The sequence below is a fragment of the Rhodobacter sp. P1_C2 genome (genome assembly GCF_056406375.1).
In genome coordinates this window covers 109,945-128,426 of the sequence record NZ_JBFUAG010000005.1, presented here as the reverse complement: position 1 = coordinate 128,426, position 18,482 = coordinate 109,945, and the positions used below count along the sequence as shown (strand labels likewise).

General features: G+C 65.0%; 17 protein-coding genes. 5 read left to right on the top strand and 12 right to left on the bottom strand.

Going from position 1 to position 18,482, the window contains the following annotated elements; all coding sequences use genetic code 11:
• Window positions 1-39: 39 nt before the first annotated feature.
• The 12 genes from AC1DZT_RS09715 to AC1DZT_RS09660 form a co-directional block, all read right to left on the bottom strand.
• Entirely contained in the window at window positions 40-315 is a 276-nt protein-coding gene (locus tag AC1DZT_RS09715) for an HlyU family transcriptional regulator (protein ID WP_478006423.1), read from the bottom strand.
• Window positions 316-320: 5 nt separating this feature from the next.
• Window positions 321-581, bottom strand: a complete 261-nt coding sequence (locus AC1DZT_RS09710; RefSeq protein ID WP_478006422.1) for a Txe/YoeB family addiction module toxin — start codon at window positions 579-581, stop codon at window positions 321-323.
• Window positions 578-853: a type II toxin-antitoxin system Phd/YefM family antitoxin gene (locus tag AC1DZT_RS09705; RefSeq protein WP_478006421.1), complete on the bottom strand. Its 276-nt coding sequence runs from the start codon at window positions 851-853 to the stop codon at window positions 578-580. The genes AC1DZT_RS09710 and AC1DZT_RS09705 overlap by 4 nt, the downstream gene beginning before the upstream one ends.
• A 101-nt stretch (window positions 854-954) precedes the next feature.
• Window positions 955-1,272 (bottom strand): hypothetical protein, encoded by a 318-nt coding sequence (locus AC1DZT_RS09700; protein WP_478006420.1) that lies wholly within the window; start codon window positions 1,270-1,272, stop codon window positions 955-957.
• Window positions 1,272-3,278 (bottom strand): RNA polymerase sigma factor RpoD, encoded by a 2,007-nt coding sequence (gene rpoD, locus AC1DZT_RS09695; protein ID WP_478006419.1) that lies wholly within the window; start codon window positions 3,276-3,278, stop codon window positions 1,272-1,274. Before rpoD ends, AC1DZT_RS09700 begins: the two co-directional genes overlap by 1 nt.
• 100 nt (window positions 3,279-3,378) lie before the next feature.
• Window positions 3,379-5,298, bottom strand: a complete 1,920-nt coding sequence (gene dnaG, locus AC1DZT_RS09690) for a DNA primase (protein WP_478006418.1) — start codon at window positions 5,296-5,298, stop codon at window positions 3,379-3,381.
• 171 nt (window positions 5,299-5,469) lie between these two features.
• Entirely contained in the window at window positions 5,470-6,609 is a 1,140-nt protein-coding gene (locus tag AC1DZT_RS09685; protein ID WP_478006417.1) for an amidohydrolase, read from the bottom strand.
• 22 nt (window positions 6,610-6,631) lie between these two features.
• A complete protein-coding gene (locus tag AC1DZT_RS09680) occupies window positions 6,632-7,156 on the bottom strand; it encodes a sarcosine oxidase subunit gamma (RefSeq protein WP_478006416.1) in 525 nt (174 codons plus the stop codon).
• Window positions 7,149-10,070, bottom strand: coding sequence for a sarcosine oxidase subunit alpha family protein (locus tag AC1DZT_RS09675; RefSeq protein ID WP_478006415.1), 2,922 nt, complete (start codon window positions 10,068-10,070; stop codon window positions 7,149-7,151). Before AC1DZT_RS09675 ends, AC1DZT_RS09680 begins: the two co-directional genes overlap by 8 nt.
• A complete protein-coding gene (locus AC1DZT_RS09670; RefSeq protein WP_478006414.1) occupies window positions 10,067-10,339 on the bottom strand; it encodes a sarcosine oxidase subunit delta in 273 nt (90 codons plus the stop codon). The genes AC1DZT_RS09675 and AC1DZT_RS09670 overlap by 4 nt, the downstream gene beginning before the upstream one ends.
• Window positions 10,339-10,809, bottom strand: coding sequence for a hypothetical protein (locus tag AC1DZT_RS09665; protein WP_478006413.1), 471 nt, complete (start codon window positions 10,807-10,809; stop codon window positions 10,339-10,341). Before AC1DZT_RS09665 ends, AC1DZT_RS09670 begins: the two co-directional genes overlap by 1 nt.
• A 2-nt stretch (window positions 10,810-10,811) precedes the next feature.
• Window positions 10,812-12,062: a sarcosine oxidase subunit beta family protein gene (locus AC1DZT_RS09660; protein ID WP_478006412.1), complete on the bottom strand. Its 1,251-nt coding sequence runs from the start codon at window positions 12,060-12,062 to the stop codon at window positions 10,812-10,814.
• 508 nt (window positions 12,063-12,570) lie between these two features.
• Between AC1DZT_RS09660 and AC1DZT_RS09655 the strand changes: the two genes are divergently transcribed.
• The 5 genes from AC1DZT_RS09655 (at window position 12,571) to AC1DZT_RS09635 (ending at window position 18,480) form a co-directional block, all read left to right on the top strand.
• Window positions 12,571-14,244 (top strand): TadE/TadG family type IV pilus assembly protein, encoded by a 1,674-nt coding sequence (locus tag AC1DZT_RS09655; RefSeq protein ID WP_478006411.1) that lies wholly within the window; start codon window positions 12,571-12,573, stop codon window positions 14,242-14,244.
• Between the two features lie 320 nt (window positions 14,245-14,564).
• Window positions 14,565-16,295, top strand: a complete 1,731-nt coding sequence (locus AC1DZT_RS09650; protein WP_478006410.1) for a pilus assembly protein TadG-related protein — start codon at window positions 14,565-14,567, stop codon at window positions 16,293-16,295.
• Window positions 16,292-16,855 carry a TadE/TadG family type IV pilus assembly protein gene (locus AC1DZT_RS09645; RefSeq protein ID WP_478006409.1) on the top strand — a complete coding sequence of 188 codons (564 nt, stop codon included), beginning with the start codon at window positions 16,292-16,294 and terminating at the stop codon, window positions 16,853-16,855. Before AC1DZT_RS09650 ends, AC1DZT_RS09645 begins: the two co-directional genes overlap by 4 nt.
• Window positions 16,855-17,448: a TadE/TadG family type IV pilus assembly protein gene (locus AC1DZT_RS09640; protein ID WP_478006408.1), complete on the top strand. Its 594-nt coding sequence runs from the start codon at window positions 16,855-16,857 to the stop codon at window positions 17,446-17,448. The genes AC1DZT_RS09645 and AC1DZT_RS09640 overlap by 1 nt, the downstream gene beginning before the upstream one ends.
• A gap of 120 nt (window positions 17,449-17,568) precedes the next feature.
• The gene (locus AC1DZT_RS09635) at window positions 17,569-18,480 is read left to right on the top strand and encodes a pirin family protein (RefSeq protein WP_478006407.1); all 912 of its coding nucleotides are present in this window, start codon (window positions 17,569-17,571) and stop codon (window positions 18,478-18,480) included.
• Window positions 18,481-18,482 lie beyond the last annotated feature (2 nt).

Here is an 18,482-nt window from a genome sequence, read left to right as displayed (position 1 = left end):
CCGCCGCCCGCGTCCATCCTTATGCGGGGCGCCCGGCCCTCAGGCGAAGATCGTATCGCCAAGCTGGTCGATGGCAACCTTGGCCTTGTCGACGCTGGCGGTGGAGGCCTCCTCCAGCGAGGTCCGGGTATCGGCGCGGATCAGCTGGTGGGTCTTGGTCACGCCGTCGAAATCCTTCTCGATCCGGGCCGCGATGCGAAAGGTGCTGCCCTCGGGCATCGGCTGCGGGAAGATCCGGCAGTCCTTGTAGAGCACAGGCTCGACGGCCTTGGCGGGGGCGGCGGTCTTGCCGAAGAGGCGGGAGAGGAGGTTCATTTGGATCAACCTTGGTAGTGGTAACGGCACTGGGCGATTTCTAGCCTATCGCCCACCACGCGATAGACCAAGCGATGTTCGCGGTCGATGCGGCGCGACCACCAGCCGGAATAATCCCCGCGCAAGGGTTCGGGCTTGCCCGTTCCCTCGAACGGATGGCGCTGGCATTCGGCAATCAAACGGTTGATCTTGCTCAAGACCGAGCGGTCAATCCGCTGCCATTCGACATATTGGTCAAAAGCGCGGACCTGAAAGACGACATTCAATCGCGCGCCATCGCTTCAAGGTCTTCCATCGTCTTGACGATCCCCGACTCCCCGGCGTTCAGGCTGCGGATCGCTTCATCCAGCGCCGCCCTGTTGGCGGGCGAGGACGTCAGATAGGTCGTCTCATCCATGCTGGCCCAGTCTTCGAGAGAGACCATGACCACCGGCTTGCCCTTGGCCCGGTGGACGATGACAGGTTCATGGTCGTCGTTCACCTGGTCCATGACCGAGGAGAGATTGGCGCGAAGTTCGGTGGAGGAGAGGGTTTTCATGAGGGGAATGTACGTGATTGCGTACAGGGAGTCAAGGATGGGTAGCGTGGATTATTTCACGCACCAACGGAGCGGCGGGGTGGTGCGTGCAAGCACGCACCCTATGCTTGTTGCCTGACAAGCGCCGCTATTCGTCTCGCCGTTGTCAATGCATGAACTCGAGTCAACGGTGATGAATCACCTAACCCCATGTGATGGCTCGCAATATATTCCAGATAGTCCGCAACTTTATCTTCGGATGCCCCATTTGAAAATTTTCTAGCGGCGGCCAAAAGATAGCTTTCATATTCATCTTCGCAATGAACACGCTCATTAGCCAATCCAATCGGATCCCATTCAGCCCAACCGATCTCCCGCAATGCCGCCAAAAAGGCCTTGAATCCTGCGCCATTCAGCGGCATCGCGTCGTTACTCCCCATCACTGATCCAGGAAACTCCGCAACTTCCGGCTCCTTGACGGGTGCTTCAGCTTCCGCAGCGCCTTCGCTTCGATCTGGCGGATGCGTTCGCGGGTCACCGAGAACTGTTGCCCCACTTCCTCCAGCGTATGATCGGTGTTCATGCCGATGCCGAAGCGCATGCGGAGCACCCGTTCTTCGCGCGGGGTGAGGGAGGCGAGGACGCGGGTCGTGGTTTCCTTCAGGTTCTCCTGAATGGCGGAATCCAGGGGCAGGATCGCGTTCTTGTCCTCGATGAAATCGCCAAGCTGGCTGTCTTCCTCGTCGCCGATCGGGGTCTCAAGGCTGATCGGCTCCTTGGCGATCTTCATCACCTTGCGGACCTTTTCCAGCGGCATCTGCAGCTTTTCGGCCAGTTCTTCCGGTGTCGGTTCGCGGCCGATTTCGTGCAGCATCTGGCGGCCGGTGCGGACGAGCTTGTTGATCGTCTCGATCATGTGGACCGGGATGCGGATCGTGCGGGCCTGGTCGGCGATGCTGCGGGTGATGGCCTGACGGATCCACCAGGTGGCATAGGTCGAGAATTTATAGCCGCGGCGGTATTCGAACTTATCGACGGCCTTCATCAGGCCGATATTGCCTTCCTGAATGAGATCAAGGAATTGCAGCCCGCGGTTGGTGTATTTCTTGGCGATCGAGATGACCAAACGCAGGTTGGCCTCGACCATTTCCTTCTTGGCCTGACGCGCCTCTTTCTCGCCCTTCTGCACCTGATTCACGATGCGGCGGAATTCCGAGATGTCGACGCCGACATATTTGCCGACCTCGGCCATGTCGGCGCGCAGATCGTCGATGGCGGCGCGGCTCTTCTCGATCAGCACCTGCCAGCCGCGACCGGCCTTGGCGGCCATGCGGTCCACCCAGGTCGGGTCAAGCTCGTAGCCCTGGTATTCGTCGATGAACTCGCGGCGGTTGATGCGGGCGGCGTCGGCCAGCTTCACCATGGCGGAGTTGATCGACATGATCTTGCGGTTGATGCCGTAAAGCTGGTCGATCAGGGCTTCGATCCGGTTGTTGTGCAGGTGCAGCTCGTTCACCAGCACCACGATTTCGGAGCGGAGTTTCTGATAGGCGGCCTCGTCGCCGGCCGAGAAGCGGTTCTTCACGGTCAGGGCGGCGTCCATCCGCAGGGTCTGCATCTCGGCCAGCTTGGTATAGTCGCGGGCGATCAGGTCGAGGGTTTCCAGAACCTTCGGCTTGAGGGCCGCTTCCATCGCGGCGAGCGACATGGCGGCGCCGTCCTCGTCCTCTTCATCGTCTTCGACCACGCCCAGCAGCGGGTTGCCGTCGGCGTCAAGCTCGGGTTCCGAACCTGCGGCGCGGCGCGGAGCGGCGGGGGCGGCCTCGCCGATGTCGAGCCCTTCGATATCGGCGCCGACGATGCCCTCTTCGCCGTCAAGGCTGCGGCCGAAGGTGGCTTCGAGGTCGATCACGTCGCGCAGAAGGATGTCTTCCGACAGAAGTTCGTCGCGCCAGATGATGATGGCCTGGAAGGTCAGCGGGCTTTCGCAAAGCCCGGCGATCATCGTGTTGCGGCCGGCCTCGATCCGCTTGGCGATGGCGATTTCGCCTTCGCGGCTCAGCAGTTCGACCGAGCCCATTTCGCGCAGATACATGCGGACCGGGTCATCGGTGCGGTCCAGCGCCTCGGTCGTGGTGGTGACCACGGCGATGTCGCGGATGCCAGAGCCGGTCTCGACCAAGGCGCCGCCCTCGGCATCGGCCTCTTCGCCCTCTTCGTTCTCGATGATGTTGATGCCCATTTCGGACAGCATCGACATCACATCCTCGATCTGCTCCGAGGATACCTGTTCCGGCGGCATGACGGAGTTCAGCTGGTCATAGGTGATGTAGCCACGCTCGCGGGCGTCGGCGATCATCTTCTTGACAGCGGCCTGGCTCATGTCGAGCGAGACATCCTGTTCTTCACCTTCGGTCTTGGTATCGTCGTTGTCTTTGATGGCCATGGGGGCTCCGGTCATAAGCAGCGAATCAGGGGGCGAATCGGATCGCCGATTCGTATGAATACCCCGAATCGCGGGGGAGTTGCAGGGTCGATGGGAGCGTTCAGCTACGTTTCTTTTCCCAGACCTTCGAATCAATCAGGCTTTGCAGGTGGTTTGACAGGGCGCTGCGGTCTTCGCCCAGGTCGGCCGTGTCGTTTCGGTTCGGCTGGTCGGCGCGGTGGCGGGCATAGGCCGCCTGCGCCAGCCGCCAGGTGAGGCCCTCGTCCGCGATGCCGGTCAGGTCTTCGACAGCATCCTCGACCTCGCGGCGCGCGCCACGGCGGGCGTCGAGCTTGGCGAATTCCTCGGCAAGACACAGCATGGCAAGTTCCGGGTCCTGGCGGTTGCGTACGGGGGGTGCGATCTGAACATGGGGGCGCGCCATCAGGGCTTCAAGGGCGGGCATGTCGCGCAGGGTCTGGTCGCGCATGTGGTCCGGGCAGGTCAGCAGCGTGTGGCGCAGTGCCCGGTGGTCCGCAGAGGCGAGGTCGAGGCGTTCGAGGTCGGATTCGAAGCGCGCGATCAGGTCGGGATGGGCGATCAGGATGGCGAGGATGACGGCCTCGCGCAGTTCCTCCTCCATCGCCTCGTCACCGTTGACCAGCGCCGAGGCGCGGGTGGAGGACAGGGGCTGCGGGTTGGTTTCGGGCTTCTGGCCCTTGGCGCGCGGGGTCCAGGTCTTGAAGGGCTTGACGGCGGGGCCGAAGAGGTCGGCGCGCAGGCGGCGGATTTCCTCGGCATAGTGGCTGCGGATCGAGGGGTCGGCGATCCGTGTCAAAAGGGCGCGCAGGGTCTTGTCGAGCGCGGCCTTGCGTTCGGGACTGTCGAAGACCTTGCCATCCGTCTCGCGCTGCCAAAGGAGGTTGACCATGGCCTGGGCGCCATCCAGCACCTTCTGCATGGCGGGCGCGCCCTGGGCCTTGATCAGGTCGTCGGGGTCGAGCCCGCCGGGCAGGATGGCAAAGCGCAGGCCTTTGCCGGCCTCCAGAAGCGGCAGGGCGAGGTCGACGAGGCGCAGGGCGGCGCGGATGCCCGCCGTGTCGCCGTCGAGTGCGATGATCGGCTCGTCCGCGACGCGCCACATCAGGCGCAGCTGGTCTTCGGTGATGGCGGTCCCCAAGGGGGCCACCGCGCCGCGAAAGCCCGCCTCGGAGAGGGCTATCACGTCCATGTAGCCTTCGGCGACGATCAGCGGCAGACCCTTGCCCGCCGCCTCACGCGCGGGGCCGAGGTTGAAGAGGTTGCGGCCCTTGTCGAAAAGTGCGGTTTCCGGGCCGTTGAGGTATTTGGCCCGCGCATTGGGGTCCATCGCCCGCCCGCCGAGCGAGATCGCCCTGCCCCGCCCATCGCGGATCGGAAAGATGATCCGGCCGCGGAAACGGTCATAAGGCGCGCCACCATCATCGGGTTTGATGCAGAGGCCGGAGTCGACGATGAGGTCGGGGGCGATGCCCTTTTGGCTGAGGGCGTGGAACAGGCCTTGGCGCTGGTCCGGCGCAAAGCCGATGTGCCAGCGGTCCTGCGCCTCGGGGGAAAGCCCGCGCTTGGCGAGGTAGGCGCGGGCCTCGGCAGCGGCGGAGGTCTTGAGCTGCAGGCGGAAATATTTGACCGCCTCTTCCATCACATCGACCAGATGGGTGCGGGTATCGGCCCTTGCCGCCGCCGCCGGGTCGCGTTCGGGCATGACCATGCCAGCCTCGCGCGCCAGAAGCTCGACCGATTCGATGAAGGAGAGGTTTTCCGTCTCCTTCACGAAGGTCAGGGCATCGCCTTTGGCGTGGCAGCCGAAGCAGTAGTAAAAGCCTTTGCGATCATCGACATGGAAGGAGGCGGATTTTTCCTGATGAAAGGGGCACGGCGCCCAGTAGTCGCCCTTGCCCATGTTGGATTTGCGCGGATCCCATGTGACCTTGCGCCCCACGACCTGAGACAGGGTGAGACGGGTCCGCAGCTCGTCGAGGAATCCGGGTGGGAGGGCCATGCTCCGTATATCGGGCCTGACGGCCTCCATGTCCAGCGGGGCGCTGGGGGCCAAGGCCGGGGGTTTCACACCCCCCAGCCCGGCCACGGGCCGGGCGTTCTTCGCGGAAATCCTCCACTGGAGGATTTCTGATCGCTCATCACCCCGTGGGATATTTATGGACCAATGAAATTAATCAGTGAGGTCTTGGAGAACGCGGTGGAAGATTTGGGCGCCGAGGGGGATCAGGGCGTCGGGGAAGTCGTAGTCGGGGTTGTGGAGGGCGGGGTGGGCCTCGCCCGCGCCGAGGAAGAGCATGGCGGATTTGGTGGGGGATTGTCCGAAGCGGCCGAAGTCTTCGGAGGCGCGCATGGGGAGGTCTTGCGCGTTGTGCGGGACGTTCAGGGTGGTGAGGGCCTTGGCGAGGTGATTGGTGGCCTCAGGGTGGTTGACGGAGGCGGCGAAGGCGTCGTGGGTCTCGAAAGCGAGGGTCAGGCCGTGGGTTGCGGCTTCCTTGTGGGCGAGGGCCTCGGCGTCTTCGCGTAAGGCGGACATGGGCGCGTCGGTCAGGGTGCGCAGGGTGGCCCAGATCTCGGCCTGGCCCGGGGCGATGCCGAAGGCGGGGGCGCCGAGGCTGGCATGGGTCACGGTGACGAGGCGGTAGTCGGGGGTCAGCGGGCCCTGCGCGGCGAGGGCGGTCAGGGCGGGGATCAGGCTGGCGAGGGCCCCGGCGGGCGAGGTGCCGGTTTCGGGCAGGGAGGCATGGGCGGTCTTGCCGGTCAGCAGGATCTTGAGGCCTTGGGAGGCGCAATTGACCGGGCCTGAGGCGAGGCGGGCCTCGCCCCGTGGCACGCCGGGCAGGTTGTGGAGCGCGAAGGCGTGGTCGGGGCGGATCTGGGCATAGCGCTTGTCGGCCATGACGGCGGCGGCACCGGAGCCGTCTTCCTCCGCCGGTTGGAAGAGGAGGATGACGCGGGCCTTTGGCGTCTTGCGGTGGATCAGGCGGGCGAGGCCGAGCAGGATCGCCATATGGCCGTCGTGGCCGCAGAGGTGGCCCTGGCCCGGCGTGAGGGAGCGGTGGGGGACCGCGGCCAGATCCTCGATCGGCAGGGCATCAAGTTCGGCGCGGAAGAGGATCGTCGGGCCTTCTGTGCCCCAGATGGCGGCGACACCATGGCCGCCGAGGCCTTGCAGGATCTGGCTAGGGGCGAAGGGCGCCAGCGCTTCGGTCACGCGGGCGGCGGTTTCGGCCTCCTCGCGCGAGACCTCGGGGTGGCGGTGCATCATCTGCCGCCACTGGGTCAGCTCGGCAATATCCTGCGGGGTCAGCATCTTGCGCCCTTTCGCGGCGAGGTCAGAGACCGGCGCTGGCCCGGGCCGCCAGCGCGTCGAGGGCGGTTTCGACCTCGTGCCAGGCGGTGCGCGCCATCGAGCGGAAGACGAGGAGGAGGAAGCCCGCCTCCTCGCGGATCAGGACGGACTGCATATGGCCGAGCGGCGCGCGGGCGCAGGTGCCGGGCGGGAAATGGACGCGGCGCAGGTCGAGGGGGTAGAGACGCATCAGCGCCTCCTCGGCCTTCGGGCCTGCCACACGCAGGGCAGCCCAGCCGCCGGTCTGGTCGGTCACGGCGGCGATGCCGGAAAGGTCAGGGGCCGTTGTGCCCAACAGGAAGGCCTGTTCGGGGCCGGTCCAGACCAGGGCGCCGCTGACGCGGTTGGGTTCCGGGAAGGCGCCGAGCCGCGCCGTGACTTCGGCCAGCGTGCCGGGGAAGCAGGCGATCGAGGTGATCGGGCCGAGGCTCGCCTCCTCCAGCGTGGTGTCGGCGCGGGTCACGGCGGCGCGCCCGGCGAGGGCGGATTTGGCGATGAGCTCAGGCACGGAGTTTGGCTCCTTCGGGGTCGAGGAAGACCGGGTCGGTCACTTCGCAGATCACATCGGTCTTGCGCATGTGGTCCACCAGCCGGACCTTCTGGCCATGGCGGGCGCGGCCATCCTTGAGGAAGCCGAGCGCCAGGTAGCTGCCCAAGGTGGGCGACCAGCAGACCGAGGTGACATAGCCCTGATCCGTCTCGCGGTGGACCCTCTCGCCGGGGTTGAAGAGATGGGCGCCGGCGCCGATCTGGGTTTGCGTCACCGGGCGCAGGCCGACCAGTTGCTCGCGTTCCGGGCCGTTCAGGCCGGGGCGCTGGCTGGTGGCCTTGCCGATGCAGTCCTTCTTTGAGGCCACCATCTTGGCCATGCCGATGTCGAAGGCGGTCACCCGTCCGTGGATCTCGGCATGGGTGATGAAGCCCTTTTCGATCCGCATGACGTTCAAAGCCTCCATCCCATAGGCGCCGCCGCCGAGGGTTTCGGCCTTGGCCAGAAGGTCGCGGAACAGGGCCTCGCCATAGGGGGTGGGCACGGCGATCTCATAGCCCTCCTCACCGGAGAAGGAGATGCGGAAGAGGCGGCCCTTGACGCCTTCGACCGAGACCTCGGCGCAGGACATGAAGGGGAAGTCGTCGATCCGCGTGTCCAGAAGCGCGTTCAGGAGCATCTTGGACAGGGGGCCTGCCACGGCGAACTGTGCCCAGCTTTCGGTGACCGAGATGAAGCGGACCTGCCAGTCGGCGCAATAGGCCTGATGGACGAAATCGAGGTGCCGCATCACCTGACCCGCCGCCGCCGTGGTGGTGGTCATCAGATAGTGGTTCTCGCCCAGACGCGCGGTGGTGCCGTCGTCCATCACATGGCCATCCTCGCGCAGCATCAGGCCATAGCGGACGCGGCCGACCGGGAGGGTGGAGAACGTGTTGGTATAGACGAAATCGAGGAAGCGGGCGGCGTCCTTGCCCTGGATGTCGATCTTGCCGAGCGTGGACACGTCAGCCACGCCGACGGCGGAGCGGACCATCAGAACCTCACGGTCGCAAGCCTCGCGCCAGGTGGTTTCGCCCGGTTTGGGGAAGTAGGAGGGGCGGTACCAGAGGCCCGCCTCGATCATCGGGGCGCCGCGGTCGCGCGATGCCTGATCGGAAGTCATGTAGCGTTGCGGGGCAAAACCCGCGCCCTGCCCGCCTGCGCCGAGCGCGCCCATCGAGACCGGGGTGAAGGGCGGGCGGAAGGTGGTGGTCCCCGTCTCGGGAATGCCGCGCCCGGTGGCATCGGCCAGAACGGCCAGCGCCGCGACGTTGGAGTTCTTGCCCTGGTCGGGGGCCATGCCTTGGGTCGTGTAGCGCTTCATATGCTCGACCGAGGTGAAGCCTTCCTGGGCGGCCAGCTTCACATCCTTGACCGTCACGTCATTGGCAAAGTCGAGCCAGGCGCGGCCCTTGCCCGGCACGTCCCAGAGCGGGGTGACCTTGTAGGGCGCATCCTCGGCCGGGGGCAGGTCAGGCGCCTCCGCCGTCTTGCCCAGCGCCGCGAGGGCGGCCAGAGCGGCAGCGCGGCCCTCGGTCAGGCAGGCTTGCGTCGAGAAGGCGCCATTGGCGGCGCCTGCGGCATGAAGGCCCGGCACCATGTCCGGGCGCGGCACGAAGGCTGCGATATCGGCGCGCCAGTCGGGCCTGGCGTTCTGATGGCAGGCGAGGTTGACCTGGGGGTTCCAGCCGCCCGACATCAAAAGGCAATCGGTCTCGATATGGAAATCGCCGCCGGCATGGTGGCCGGAAATCCCCTTGAGGTCGCGGCGGCCATGGGTATCGGTGATCTCTGCCCCGAGGTAGACCGGGCAATCCTCGAGCGCCGACGCATCGGGGCGGCTGTCCAGAATGGCCGAGATGACGACGCCATTGGCCATCAGCTGGCGGGCGACGGTGCGGGCATTGTCGTTGTTGGCGTAAAGCGTGACGCGGGTGCCGGGGGTCACGCCAAAGCGGTTGAGGTAGGTCTGCGCCGCCGAGGCCATCATGATGCCGGGCCGGTCGTTGTTGGCGAAGGCGATGGGACGCTCCAGCGCCCCGGTCGCCATCACCGCCTGCCCCGCCACGATGCGCCAGAAACACTCGCGCGGCAGATGGGCGGCGTCGGGCAGGTGGAGGCCCACCCGCTCCAGCGCGCCATAGGTGCCCTGGTCATAGGCGCCGATCACGGTGGTCCGGGTCATCAGCCGGACATTGGGCAGGCGGCGGAGTTCCTTGTAGGTGGCCTTGACCCAATCGGCGCCAAGCGTGCCGTCGATCTGGCCGTCATGCGACAAAAGCCGCCCGCCCATCAGGCTGTCGGATTCCGCCACGATCACATCCGCCCCGGCGCGGGCCGCGGTCAGCGCCGCCATCAGGCCGGCAGGACCGGAGCCGATCACCAGAAGATCGCAGAAGGCAAAGGCCTTCTCGTAACTCCCCGTCTCGTGCTGCGGTTTCAGGGTGCCAAGCCCTGCGGCGCGGCGGATCAGCGGCTCATAAAGCCCCTCCCAGAAGGCGCGCGGCCACATGAAGGTCTTGTAGTAGAAACCAGCCCCCAGAAAGGGTGCGGCGAGGTCATTGACCGCCATCACGTCCCAGCGGAGAGAGGGCCAGCGGTTCTGGCTTTTCGCCACAAGGCCCTCGTAGATCTCCTGCACGGTGGCGCGGGTGTTGGGGGTCTGGCTGCCATTGTCCAGAACCTCGACCATGGCATTGGGCTCTTCGGGGCCAGCGGTCAGGATGCCGCGCGGGCGGTGGTACTTGAAGCTGCGGCCCACCAGACGGACGCCATTGGCCATGAGCGCCGAGGCGAGCGTGTCGCCCTTGAAGCCGGAATAGCGTTGGCCGTCGAAGGTGAAGGTGACGGGTTCGGTGCGGTCGATCAGACCCTTGCGCGGCAGCCTCATGCTGCACCGCCTTTCCGGCCTGCCACAAGCTCGGTGGACAGGATCGCATGGGTGACCGTGTTGCGGGTGACCAGCAGCCAGGACCCGCAGCCGGTCTCGTGATACCAGAGGTCCTTGGTCACCCCCGCCGGATTGGTGCGCAGATGCAGCATGTCATCCCAGGCCTCGATCGGCGCATCGGCCGCGGGGCGGTTCAGGTAATCCTCGGAGCCCGAGTAATAGAACTCGCGCCGGTCGCGCGGGCCGCAGAGGGGACAGGTCAGGCGCATCAGGTGGCCTCGCAGGTTTCAAGTTTCACCGAGGCAAGCTCCAGGGTGGGAAGGCTGAGGGAATAGATGACGGTGCCGCCGGCCCGCACGAAGCGGCCCGCATCGTCGAGCGAGCCGAAGACGCCATGCTCGCCACAGACCACGGCGCGCATGTCGGTGCGAAAGCGGCCGATCACGCGGTGGACGGCGCCATCCGGGCGCTGGATCATCCGGGCGGTGGACCGGGACCGCGCCCAGCCATTGTCATAGGTCCAGGAGATCTTGGCGCCGGGCTGGCCCTTGCGGGTGACGAAAAGCCGGGTGGTCTCGGTGAAGGTGGCGGCGGGCATGTCTTCGGCGAAGGCAGGTGCCACGGTCAGTTTCAGATAGCAGCCCGCATCCTGCCAGGCGCTCTGGCAATCCACGACCTGCGCCCCGGCGGGTGCGGTCAGGGCCAGAAACAGGCCGAAAGGCAGGAGGGGTGCTTTCATCATCAATGCAGGTTGTGCTGGCTGCCGGTGGATTCCTCGTCGAGGATATGGCCGGTGCGGAAACGGTCCAGACGGAAGCGGCGGGCGACCTCGTGGCTCTCGCCGGTGGCCATCAGATGCGCCATGCACCAGCCCGAGGCGGGCGCCGCCTTGAAGCCGCCGTAGTTCCAGCCGGCATCGACGAAAAGCCCCTCGATATGGGTCTTGTCGATGATGGGCGAGCCATCCGGCGTCATGTCCATGATGCCGCCCCAGCTGCGCAACACCCGGGCGCGCGCCAGCATCGGCATCAGGGTCATGCCGGCCTCCATCACATGTTCGACCATCGGCAGGTTGCCCCGTGCGGCATAGGAGGCATACATGTCGATGTCGCCACCGAAGACGAGGCCGCCCTTGTCGGACTGGCTGATGTAGAAATGGCCCATGCCGTAGCTGACGACATTGTCGATCACCGGCTTCAGCCCCTCGGTCACGAAGGCCTGCAACACATGGCTTTCGATCGGCAGCCGCATCCCCGCCATGGCCGCGACTTGGCTGGAACGCCCGGCCACCACCATCCCGACCTTCTTCGCCCGGATCGGCCCGCGGGTGGTCTGCACGCCGGTCACCACACCGCCCGAGATGTCGATGCCGGTCACTTCGCAATTCTGGATGAGGTCGACGCCCAGCCGGTCGGCAGCGCGGGCATAGCCCCAGGCCACCGCATCATGCCGCGCGGTGCCGGCCCGGCGCTGGATCAGCCCGCCATAGATCGGAAAGCGGGTCTGGTTGTAGTCGAGATAGGGCAGCATCTCCTTCAGTTGCGGGACGCTCAGGATCTCGGCATCGTCGCCCTGGTTGACGATGGCATTGCCGCGCCGCACCGCCGCATCCCTCTGCCCGTCGGAGTGGAACAGGATGATATGGCCGCGCTGCGAATGCATGACGTTGTAGTTGAGCTCGCCCTCCAGCTTCTCCCAGAGCTTCAGCGAATGCGAGTAGAACTCGGAATTGCCCGGCAGGAAGTAGTTGGCCCGCACGATGGTCGTGTTGCGCCCGATGTTGCCGGAACCGAGGTAACCCTTCTCCAGCACCGCGATATTGGTCAGCCCGTGGTTCTTGGCGAGATAATAGGCCGTGGCCAGACCATGCCCGCCGCCGCCGATGATGATCGCATCATATTCGGCCTTGGGCGCCGGATCGCGCCAGGCACGGCCCCAGCCCTTGTTGCCCAGAAGCCCCTGGGTGATGACGTTCCAGCCCGAATAGCGCATCGCGTGGTCCCTCTGGCCCGGCACAAGTGCCAAGCCTGATTGTTGCGGGTTTTTACGATGTTATTCAACAGCGCCGTGCAAACAACTGGCCTGACTGCGACAGAAGATGTCGCGCGCAGGCGGTGGCCGGTAGGATGGGCAATATTGCCCATCTTGCCAGACCGGCCCGGGGCGAAGGGCAAGCCGCCCTGCCCCGCGGCTTCTGGTTAACCGCCGCCCGCGCAAAACCCCCGCCGCCTGACGGCAAACCAGCCCGAGGTGATTCGCCCCGCAAGCGCATTTGGGCGCGATTGTGGCACTGTTTCCGCGCCCCTTCGACCGCCCACTGTTGCGCCCGCTGCGACAGTGCCGATCTGCCACCCGGGGTTGTTTCCGCCATCCCGGCAGAAACCCCGGATCGGACAAATATGCCTTTATTTCGCCTCAACTTCTGGGCAAATGGAAGGCGGTGGGGCGTCAAGGATCGGGCCGAAATTGGGACCGGTTATGGTTATTGGGAAGCACTGCCATGCTTAACGACATTCACGACAGCTTTACCCGGTTGCGCCTGCGGGCCCGGCGGTTCCAGGCCGAGGAGAGCGGCGCGCTCATCGTCTTCGGGCTGATGGTCATGGTCCTGATGCTGATGATCGGCGGGCTGGCCGTGGATCTGATGCGGTACGAGAACACCCGCACCAAATTGCAGAACACGCTGGACCGCGCCACGCTGGCGGCGGCCTCGCTGGACCAGAAGCTGGTGCCGGCCGATGTCGTGGCCGATTACATGCAGAAGGCCGGTCTGAGCGACCAGATGAAGAACATCCAGGTCACCGACGGGATGAACCAGCGGGTCGTCCACACCTCGGGCCTTGCCGATACCCAGCCCTTCTTCCTCCACCTCCTCGGGATCGACAAATTCGACGCGCCGGCCGCAAGCCAGGCCGAACAGGCGATCAGCAATGTCGAGATCGTGCTCGTCCTCGACGTCTCCGGCTCGATGTCGGGGCAGAAGATCGCCAACCTCAAGGTCGCGGCCGAGGAATTCGTCGACACGGTCACCGCCAATGACACCCACCACAAGGTCTCGATCGCGATCGTGCCCTACAATGCCCAGGTCAATATCGGGCCGGATCTGGCATCGAAGTTCAACCTGACCAACCGGGCCGGCGTCACGGATGTCAATTGCGTCGAAATCCCCACCACCGCCTGGGGCACCCAGGCCCTGTCGCCCAACGCGCCGATGCCGATGATGGCCTATGCCGATATCGTGGGTGCGACGAGCAAGGTCGCAAGCTTCGTCTCCCCGCTCGACCTCGGCCTTGCGGCGCCCTCGCTGGTGACCTCGGGCGCCTACAAGGGCACCTTCAACGGCTCTTTCTGCCCGCCGAGCAAGGTCAATGTCGTGCGCCTGCCCGGCAGCGACCCCGACACGCTGAAATCGCAGATCGAGGCCCTGGTGGCCGGCGGCAACACCTCGATCACGCTGGGGATGAAATGGGGTGTCACCATGCTCGACCCCTCGATGCAGCCGCTTTATGCGCAGTTCATCAGCGAGGGCAAGATGCAGCCCGAGCTGGAGGGCCGCCCCCTCGCCTATGACACGACCAAGGTGCTGAAGATCATCGTCCTGATGACGGACGGCGAACATGTGTCGCACAACCGGATCACCGATGCCTACAAGACCGGCCCCTCGCCGATCTACAAGGCCACCGATGGCAATTACTCGATCCAGTTCACCTCGGGCCGGCCGACCTGGGCCGGGTCCAACACCTGGTTCGTGCCGCATCTGAACAAGTGGCAAAGTGCGGTCTATGCCGGCGGCGGCGCTGCGGTCCAGCAGGACTGGGCGCAGATCTGGTCCAACATGCGCCAGAGCTATGTGGCCTGGCAGTTCTATGCCCGCGCGCTCGGCAGCAGCGCCACCTCGCCCAGCACCAGCGCCTATAACAACGCCACCTCGGCCATGGTCGCCACCTATGCCCAGGTCAGCGACATGGATGCCTCGCTGCAGGTCTCGTGCAACCAGGCCCGGGCCAATGGCGTGCAGATCTATGGCATCACCGTCGAGGCGCCGGCCCATGGCAATGACGTGATCACCAAATGCGCCGACCCGGACCGCACCTTCATTGCCGACCGCAACACGATCCGTTCGGTGTTCCAGACCATCGCCGCCAATCTGACCCAGCTGCGCCTGACCCAGTAAGGTTCGTTTTGCCCCCCCGGTCTGGCCCCCGGTCTGGCCCGCCTTGGCCAAACGCGCCTGCCCGGTCCCGCAAGGGTCCGGTGCGCCATCTGGGCGAAAATGCTCGGCCCGGCCGCATTTTCGCCCTTCGACCGCAGCCGCTTTTTTCCCTGGCCTGCACGTCACGGTTGAAAGGGGCTGCGGCGCTCCTGTGGAGTCCCCAATGCGCGCACAAACCCGACATAATTTCGCCCTAAGCCTTGCGCTAAATGCCCCCTGCGGAACTGCGTCCTGGCGCGCCCCGATTCCGGGGTGTGGCCGGCTGACAGGGGAAAATGGGCATGGAAACGAAGAATCTCGAAAGGATGCGCGCTCTCTTTGGCGATCGGCGCGGGCTTTGGCGGTTCTTCCACGACGAGTCCGGGTCGCTTACGGTCTTCGGGCTGATGTTCATGCTCTTGATGATCATGATGGGCGGCATCGCGGTGGATGTCATGCGCTATGAGGCCCGCCGCACCTCGGTGCAGAACACGCTGGACCGATCCACCCTCGCCGCGGCCTCGCTGACCCAGGACCGCGATCCGACCTCGGTGGTCAACGATTACTTCACCAAGGCCGGCGCCCTGTCCTACCTGAAATCGGTCACCGTGACCCAGGGGCTGAACTTCCGCAACGTGAACGCCAAAGCAGAGGCCGCGACCGACCCGCTGTTCCTCAAGCTGCTGGGCGTCGAAACTTTCGACGCCGCCGGCAATTCGACCGCCGAACAGCGGATCAACAATGTCGAGATCATGATGGTGCTCGACGTGTCGGGCTCGATGGCTTCGAACAACAAGCTGGTGAACCTGAAGAACGCGGCCAACCAGTTCGTCTCGACCATCCTGACCAATGACGCCGAGCACAAGATCTCGATCGGTATCGTGCCCTTCAACGGCCAGGTCAACCTCGGGCCGACGCTGCGCGCCAAGTTCACCATGTCCTATCCCAACACCCTGCCCGGGGCGAGCACCAGCCAGGCCGGGGTGGATTGCGTCGACCTGCCGGCCTCGGCCTATACGTCCTATGCCGTCTCGACCACCGATGCGCTGCCGATGACGGCCAACGTCGACACCTATTCCAGTTCGGGCACCTCGACCCCGAACGAGGCCAACAAATGGTGCCCGGTCACCAATGGCTCGACCTATTACACCGGCAACCCGGCGGGTTCGGGCGGCAATATCGTGCGCCTGCCGCAGCAGGATACCGCGACGCTGCAAGGCTATATCAACGGGCTTGCCGCGGTCGGCGCGACCTCGATCAACGCCGGGATGAAATGGGGGATGACCCTGCTCGACCCTTCGATGCAGGCGATCTACACCGATGCCATCACCAACGGGAAAATGCCCGCCACGATGGCGAACCGCCCGCTGGCCTATGAGGCCGATGACGCGATGAAGGTCATCATCCTGATGACCGACGGCGAGAACTTCCAGGAAGAGCGGGTCAACGACGCCTACAAGACCGGCCTGTCGCCCATCTGGCAGGGCACCAGCGACAACAAGTGGTCGATCTTCGATCCGACCAAGGTGAACGCCTCGAACGCCACCAACCTGTGCAACAGCCGCCCCTATTATGTGCCCACCGCCAGCAGCAGCACCAGGTGGCAATCGCGGCCGTGGAACGGCACGACGCCGACCAGCACGGCCTGCTATGTGCCAAGCGACACGACCACGCCCACCGGCGCCACCAACCGCACCTGGCCGGAGGTCTGGCAGAAGCTGCCGATGCAATATGTCGCCCAGACCTTCTATGCGGGTTCAAGCATGAACTCGTTCAACAACCAGATGGCGCTGTTCCGCACCCAGACCACGACCACGTCGATGGACACCCAGATGCAGACCGCCTGCACCGCCGCCAAGAACGCCGGCGTCATCGTCTATGGCATCGCCTTCGAGGCGCCCACCAATGGTCAGACCCAGATCGCCGCCTGCGCGTCAGGGCCGGCCAATTACTTTGACGCCTCGGGCATCCAGATCTCGACCGCCTTTGCCGCCATCGCCAACAATATCAGTCAGCTGAGGTTGACCCAATGACCCATTCCTTCGGCAGCTTCAGCTTCCGGCGCCTGCTCGCCCGGCTGCTGCCGGCCCGGTTGCGCCAGGAGGACGGCACCGCCTCGATGGAGTTCGTGCTCGTCGTGCCGGTGATCCTTCTGATCTTCATGGCCTCCTTCGAAAGCGGCCTTCTGATGACGCGCGAGATCCTGCTCGAGCAATCGGTCGACATGACCATGCGCGAGCTGCGTCTGGGGCATTACGCCAATGTGACCAATGCCTTGCTGAAGAAGGAGATCTGCTCGCGCACGATCATCTTCCCGAACTGCCAGAGCAATATCAAGATCCAGCTGGACCGCGTCAGCACTTCGACCTGGAGCTTCCCCTCCACGCCGACCACCTGCATCAACCGCACCTCGCCGGCAGAGCCGGTGACCACGCTGAAATATGGCGAGCCCAATGACCTGATGCTGATCCGGGTCTGCGTGACGCTGCCGGCGCTGTTCCCGGGCACCGGACTGGCACTGAACCTCACGCTGGATTCAGCGGGCGAATATGCCCTTGTCGCGCGCAGCGCCTTTGTGGTGGAGCCGATTTGATGCGCCAGCCCCTCCCCCCGATGATCCAGCGCCTTTGCCGGCCCTTCACGCGGTTCTGGCGCAGCGAAGAGGCCGCCATCGTCGCCGAGGCCGTCATCGTTCTGCCGGTGCTTCTGTGGGCCTATGTCGGGCTGTTCGTCTATTGGGACGCCTTCCGCTCGCTCAACACGGTGCAGAAGGCCGCCTATACCGTCTCGGACATGATCTCGCGCGAGAGGGTCGGGCTGACCACCAGCTATGTCACCGGCATGAACAAGGTCGTGCAATATCTGATCGACCCGGACCAGACCTCGACCATGCGGGTGACCTCGGTCAGCTACAGCGATGCCAACAAGCGGTTCGAGGTGCACTGGTCGCGCACCACCAACAGCGTGACGATGCCGGTGCAGACCACTGCGACCCTGAAGAATTACGTCAGCAAGATCCCCGCCATGTCGCCGGGCGATTACGTGGTGATCGTCGAGGTCCGGGTGCCCTATGTCGCCGCCTTCAACACCTTCATGGGCGACCAGACCTTCAGCGAGTTCATCGTGACACGGCCGCGCTTTCTGACCTGCATCGCGATGGACAGCATCCCCTGCCCGGTGACCTGAGCCGCCCTGCCGACTTCTGTGCAGAAATGCGCGGCCTCCCCGCGCCTATCGCAGAGGCCCCGCTCTGGCGCAGGGCGGCTGGCGCGCCTACCTAAGGCCCAGCTGCTTCAGGAGGCCCCGATGTCGATCCGTCCCGTCAAGAAAAGCCAGATTGCCCGCCCCACGGTGGAAGGCGCCGGGGTGCATCTGCACCGCGGCTTCGGCTTCGGCCAGACCTCGGACACCGATCCTTTCCTGCTCTTCGACGATTTTCGCGGCGAAAGCCCGCGCGATTACAAGGCGGGCTTTCCCTGGCATCCGCATCGCGGGATCGAGACGATCACCTATGTCCTCTCCGGCTCGGTCGAGCATCGCGACAGCCTTGGCAACCGGGGCACGCTGAAGGGCGGCGATGTGCAGTGGATGACGGCGGGCTCGGGGATCATGCATCAAGAGATGCCCTACGGCAACGGCAAGGGCCAGATGCACGGCTTCCAGCTTTGGGCCAACCTGCCGCGCCATCTGAAGATGACCAAGCCGCGCTATCAGGACATCAAGGGCCGCGACATTCCCGAACTGCTGGATGATGACGGCACGGTGGTCAAGGTGATCACCGGCAATTACCGGGGCAAATATGGCCCGGTCGATGGCATTGCCGCCGATCCGCAGTATCTGGACATCTTTGTCCCCGAGGGGCGCCGCAAGACCTTCAAGGTCGACACCCGCCGCAATGCCTTTGCCTATATCTTCGAAGGCGCCGGCACCTTCCGCGACGCCAGCCGCCCGCGCGGCGTGCTGATGGAGAAGGAGGTCAACGGCCAGGAGGTCAATATCCGCGACCTGTCGGGCAACCGGACGCTGATCACCTTCGGCGCGGGGGATGAGGTGACGGTGCAGGCCGGGCCGCAGGGGGTGCGCTTCCTGCTGATCTCGGGCAAGCCGATCAAGGAGCCGGTGGCCTGGCACGGCCCGATCGTGATGAACACCGAAGCCGAGATTCGCCGCGCCATGACCGAGCTGCGCAACGGCACCTTCGTGCGGCCCGAACATTGAGG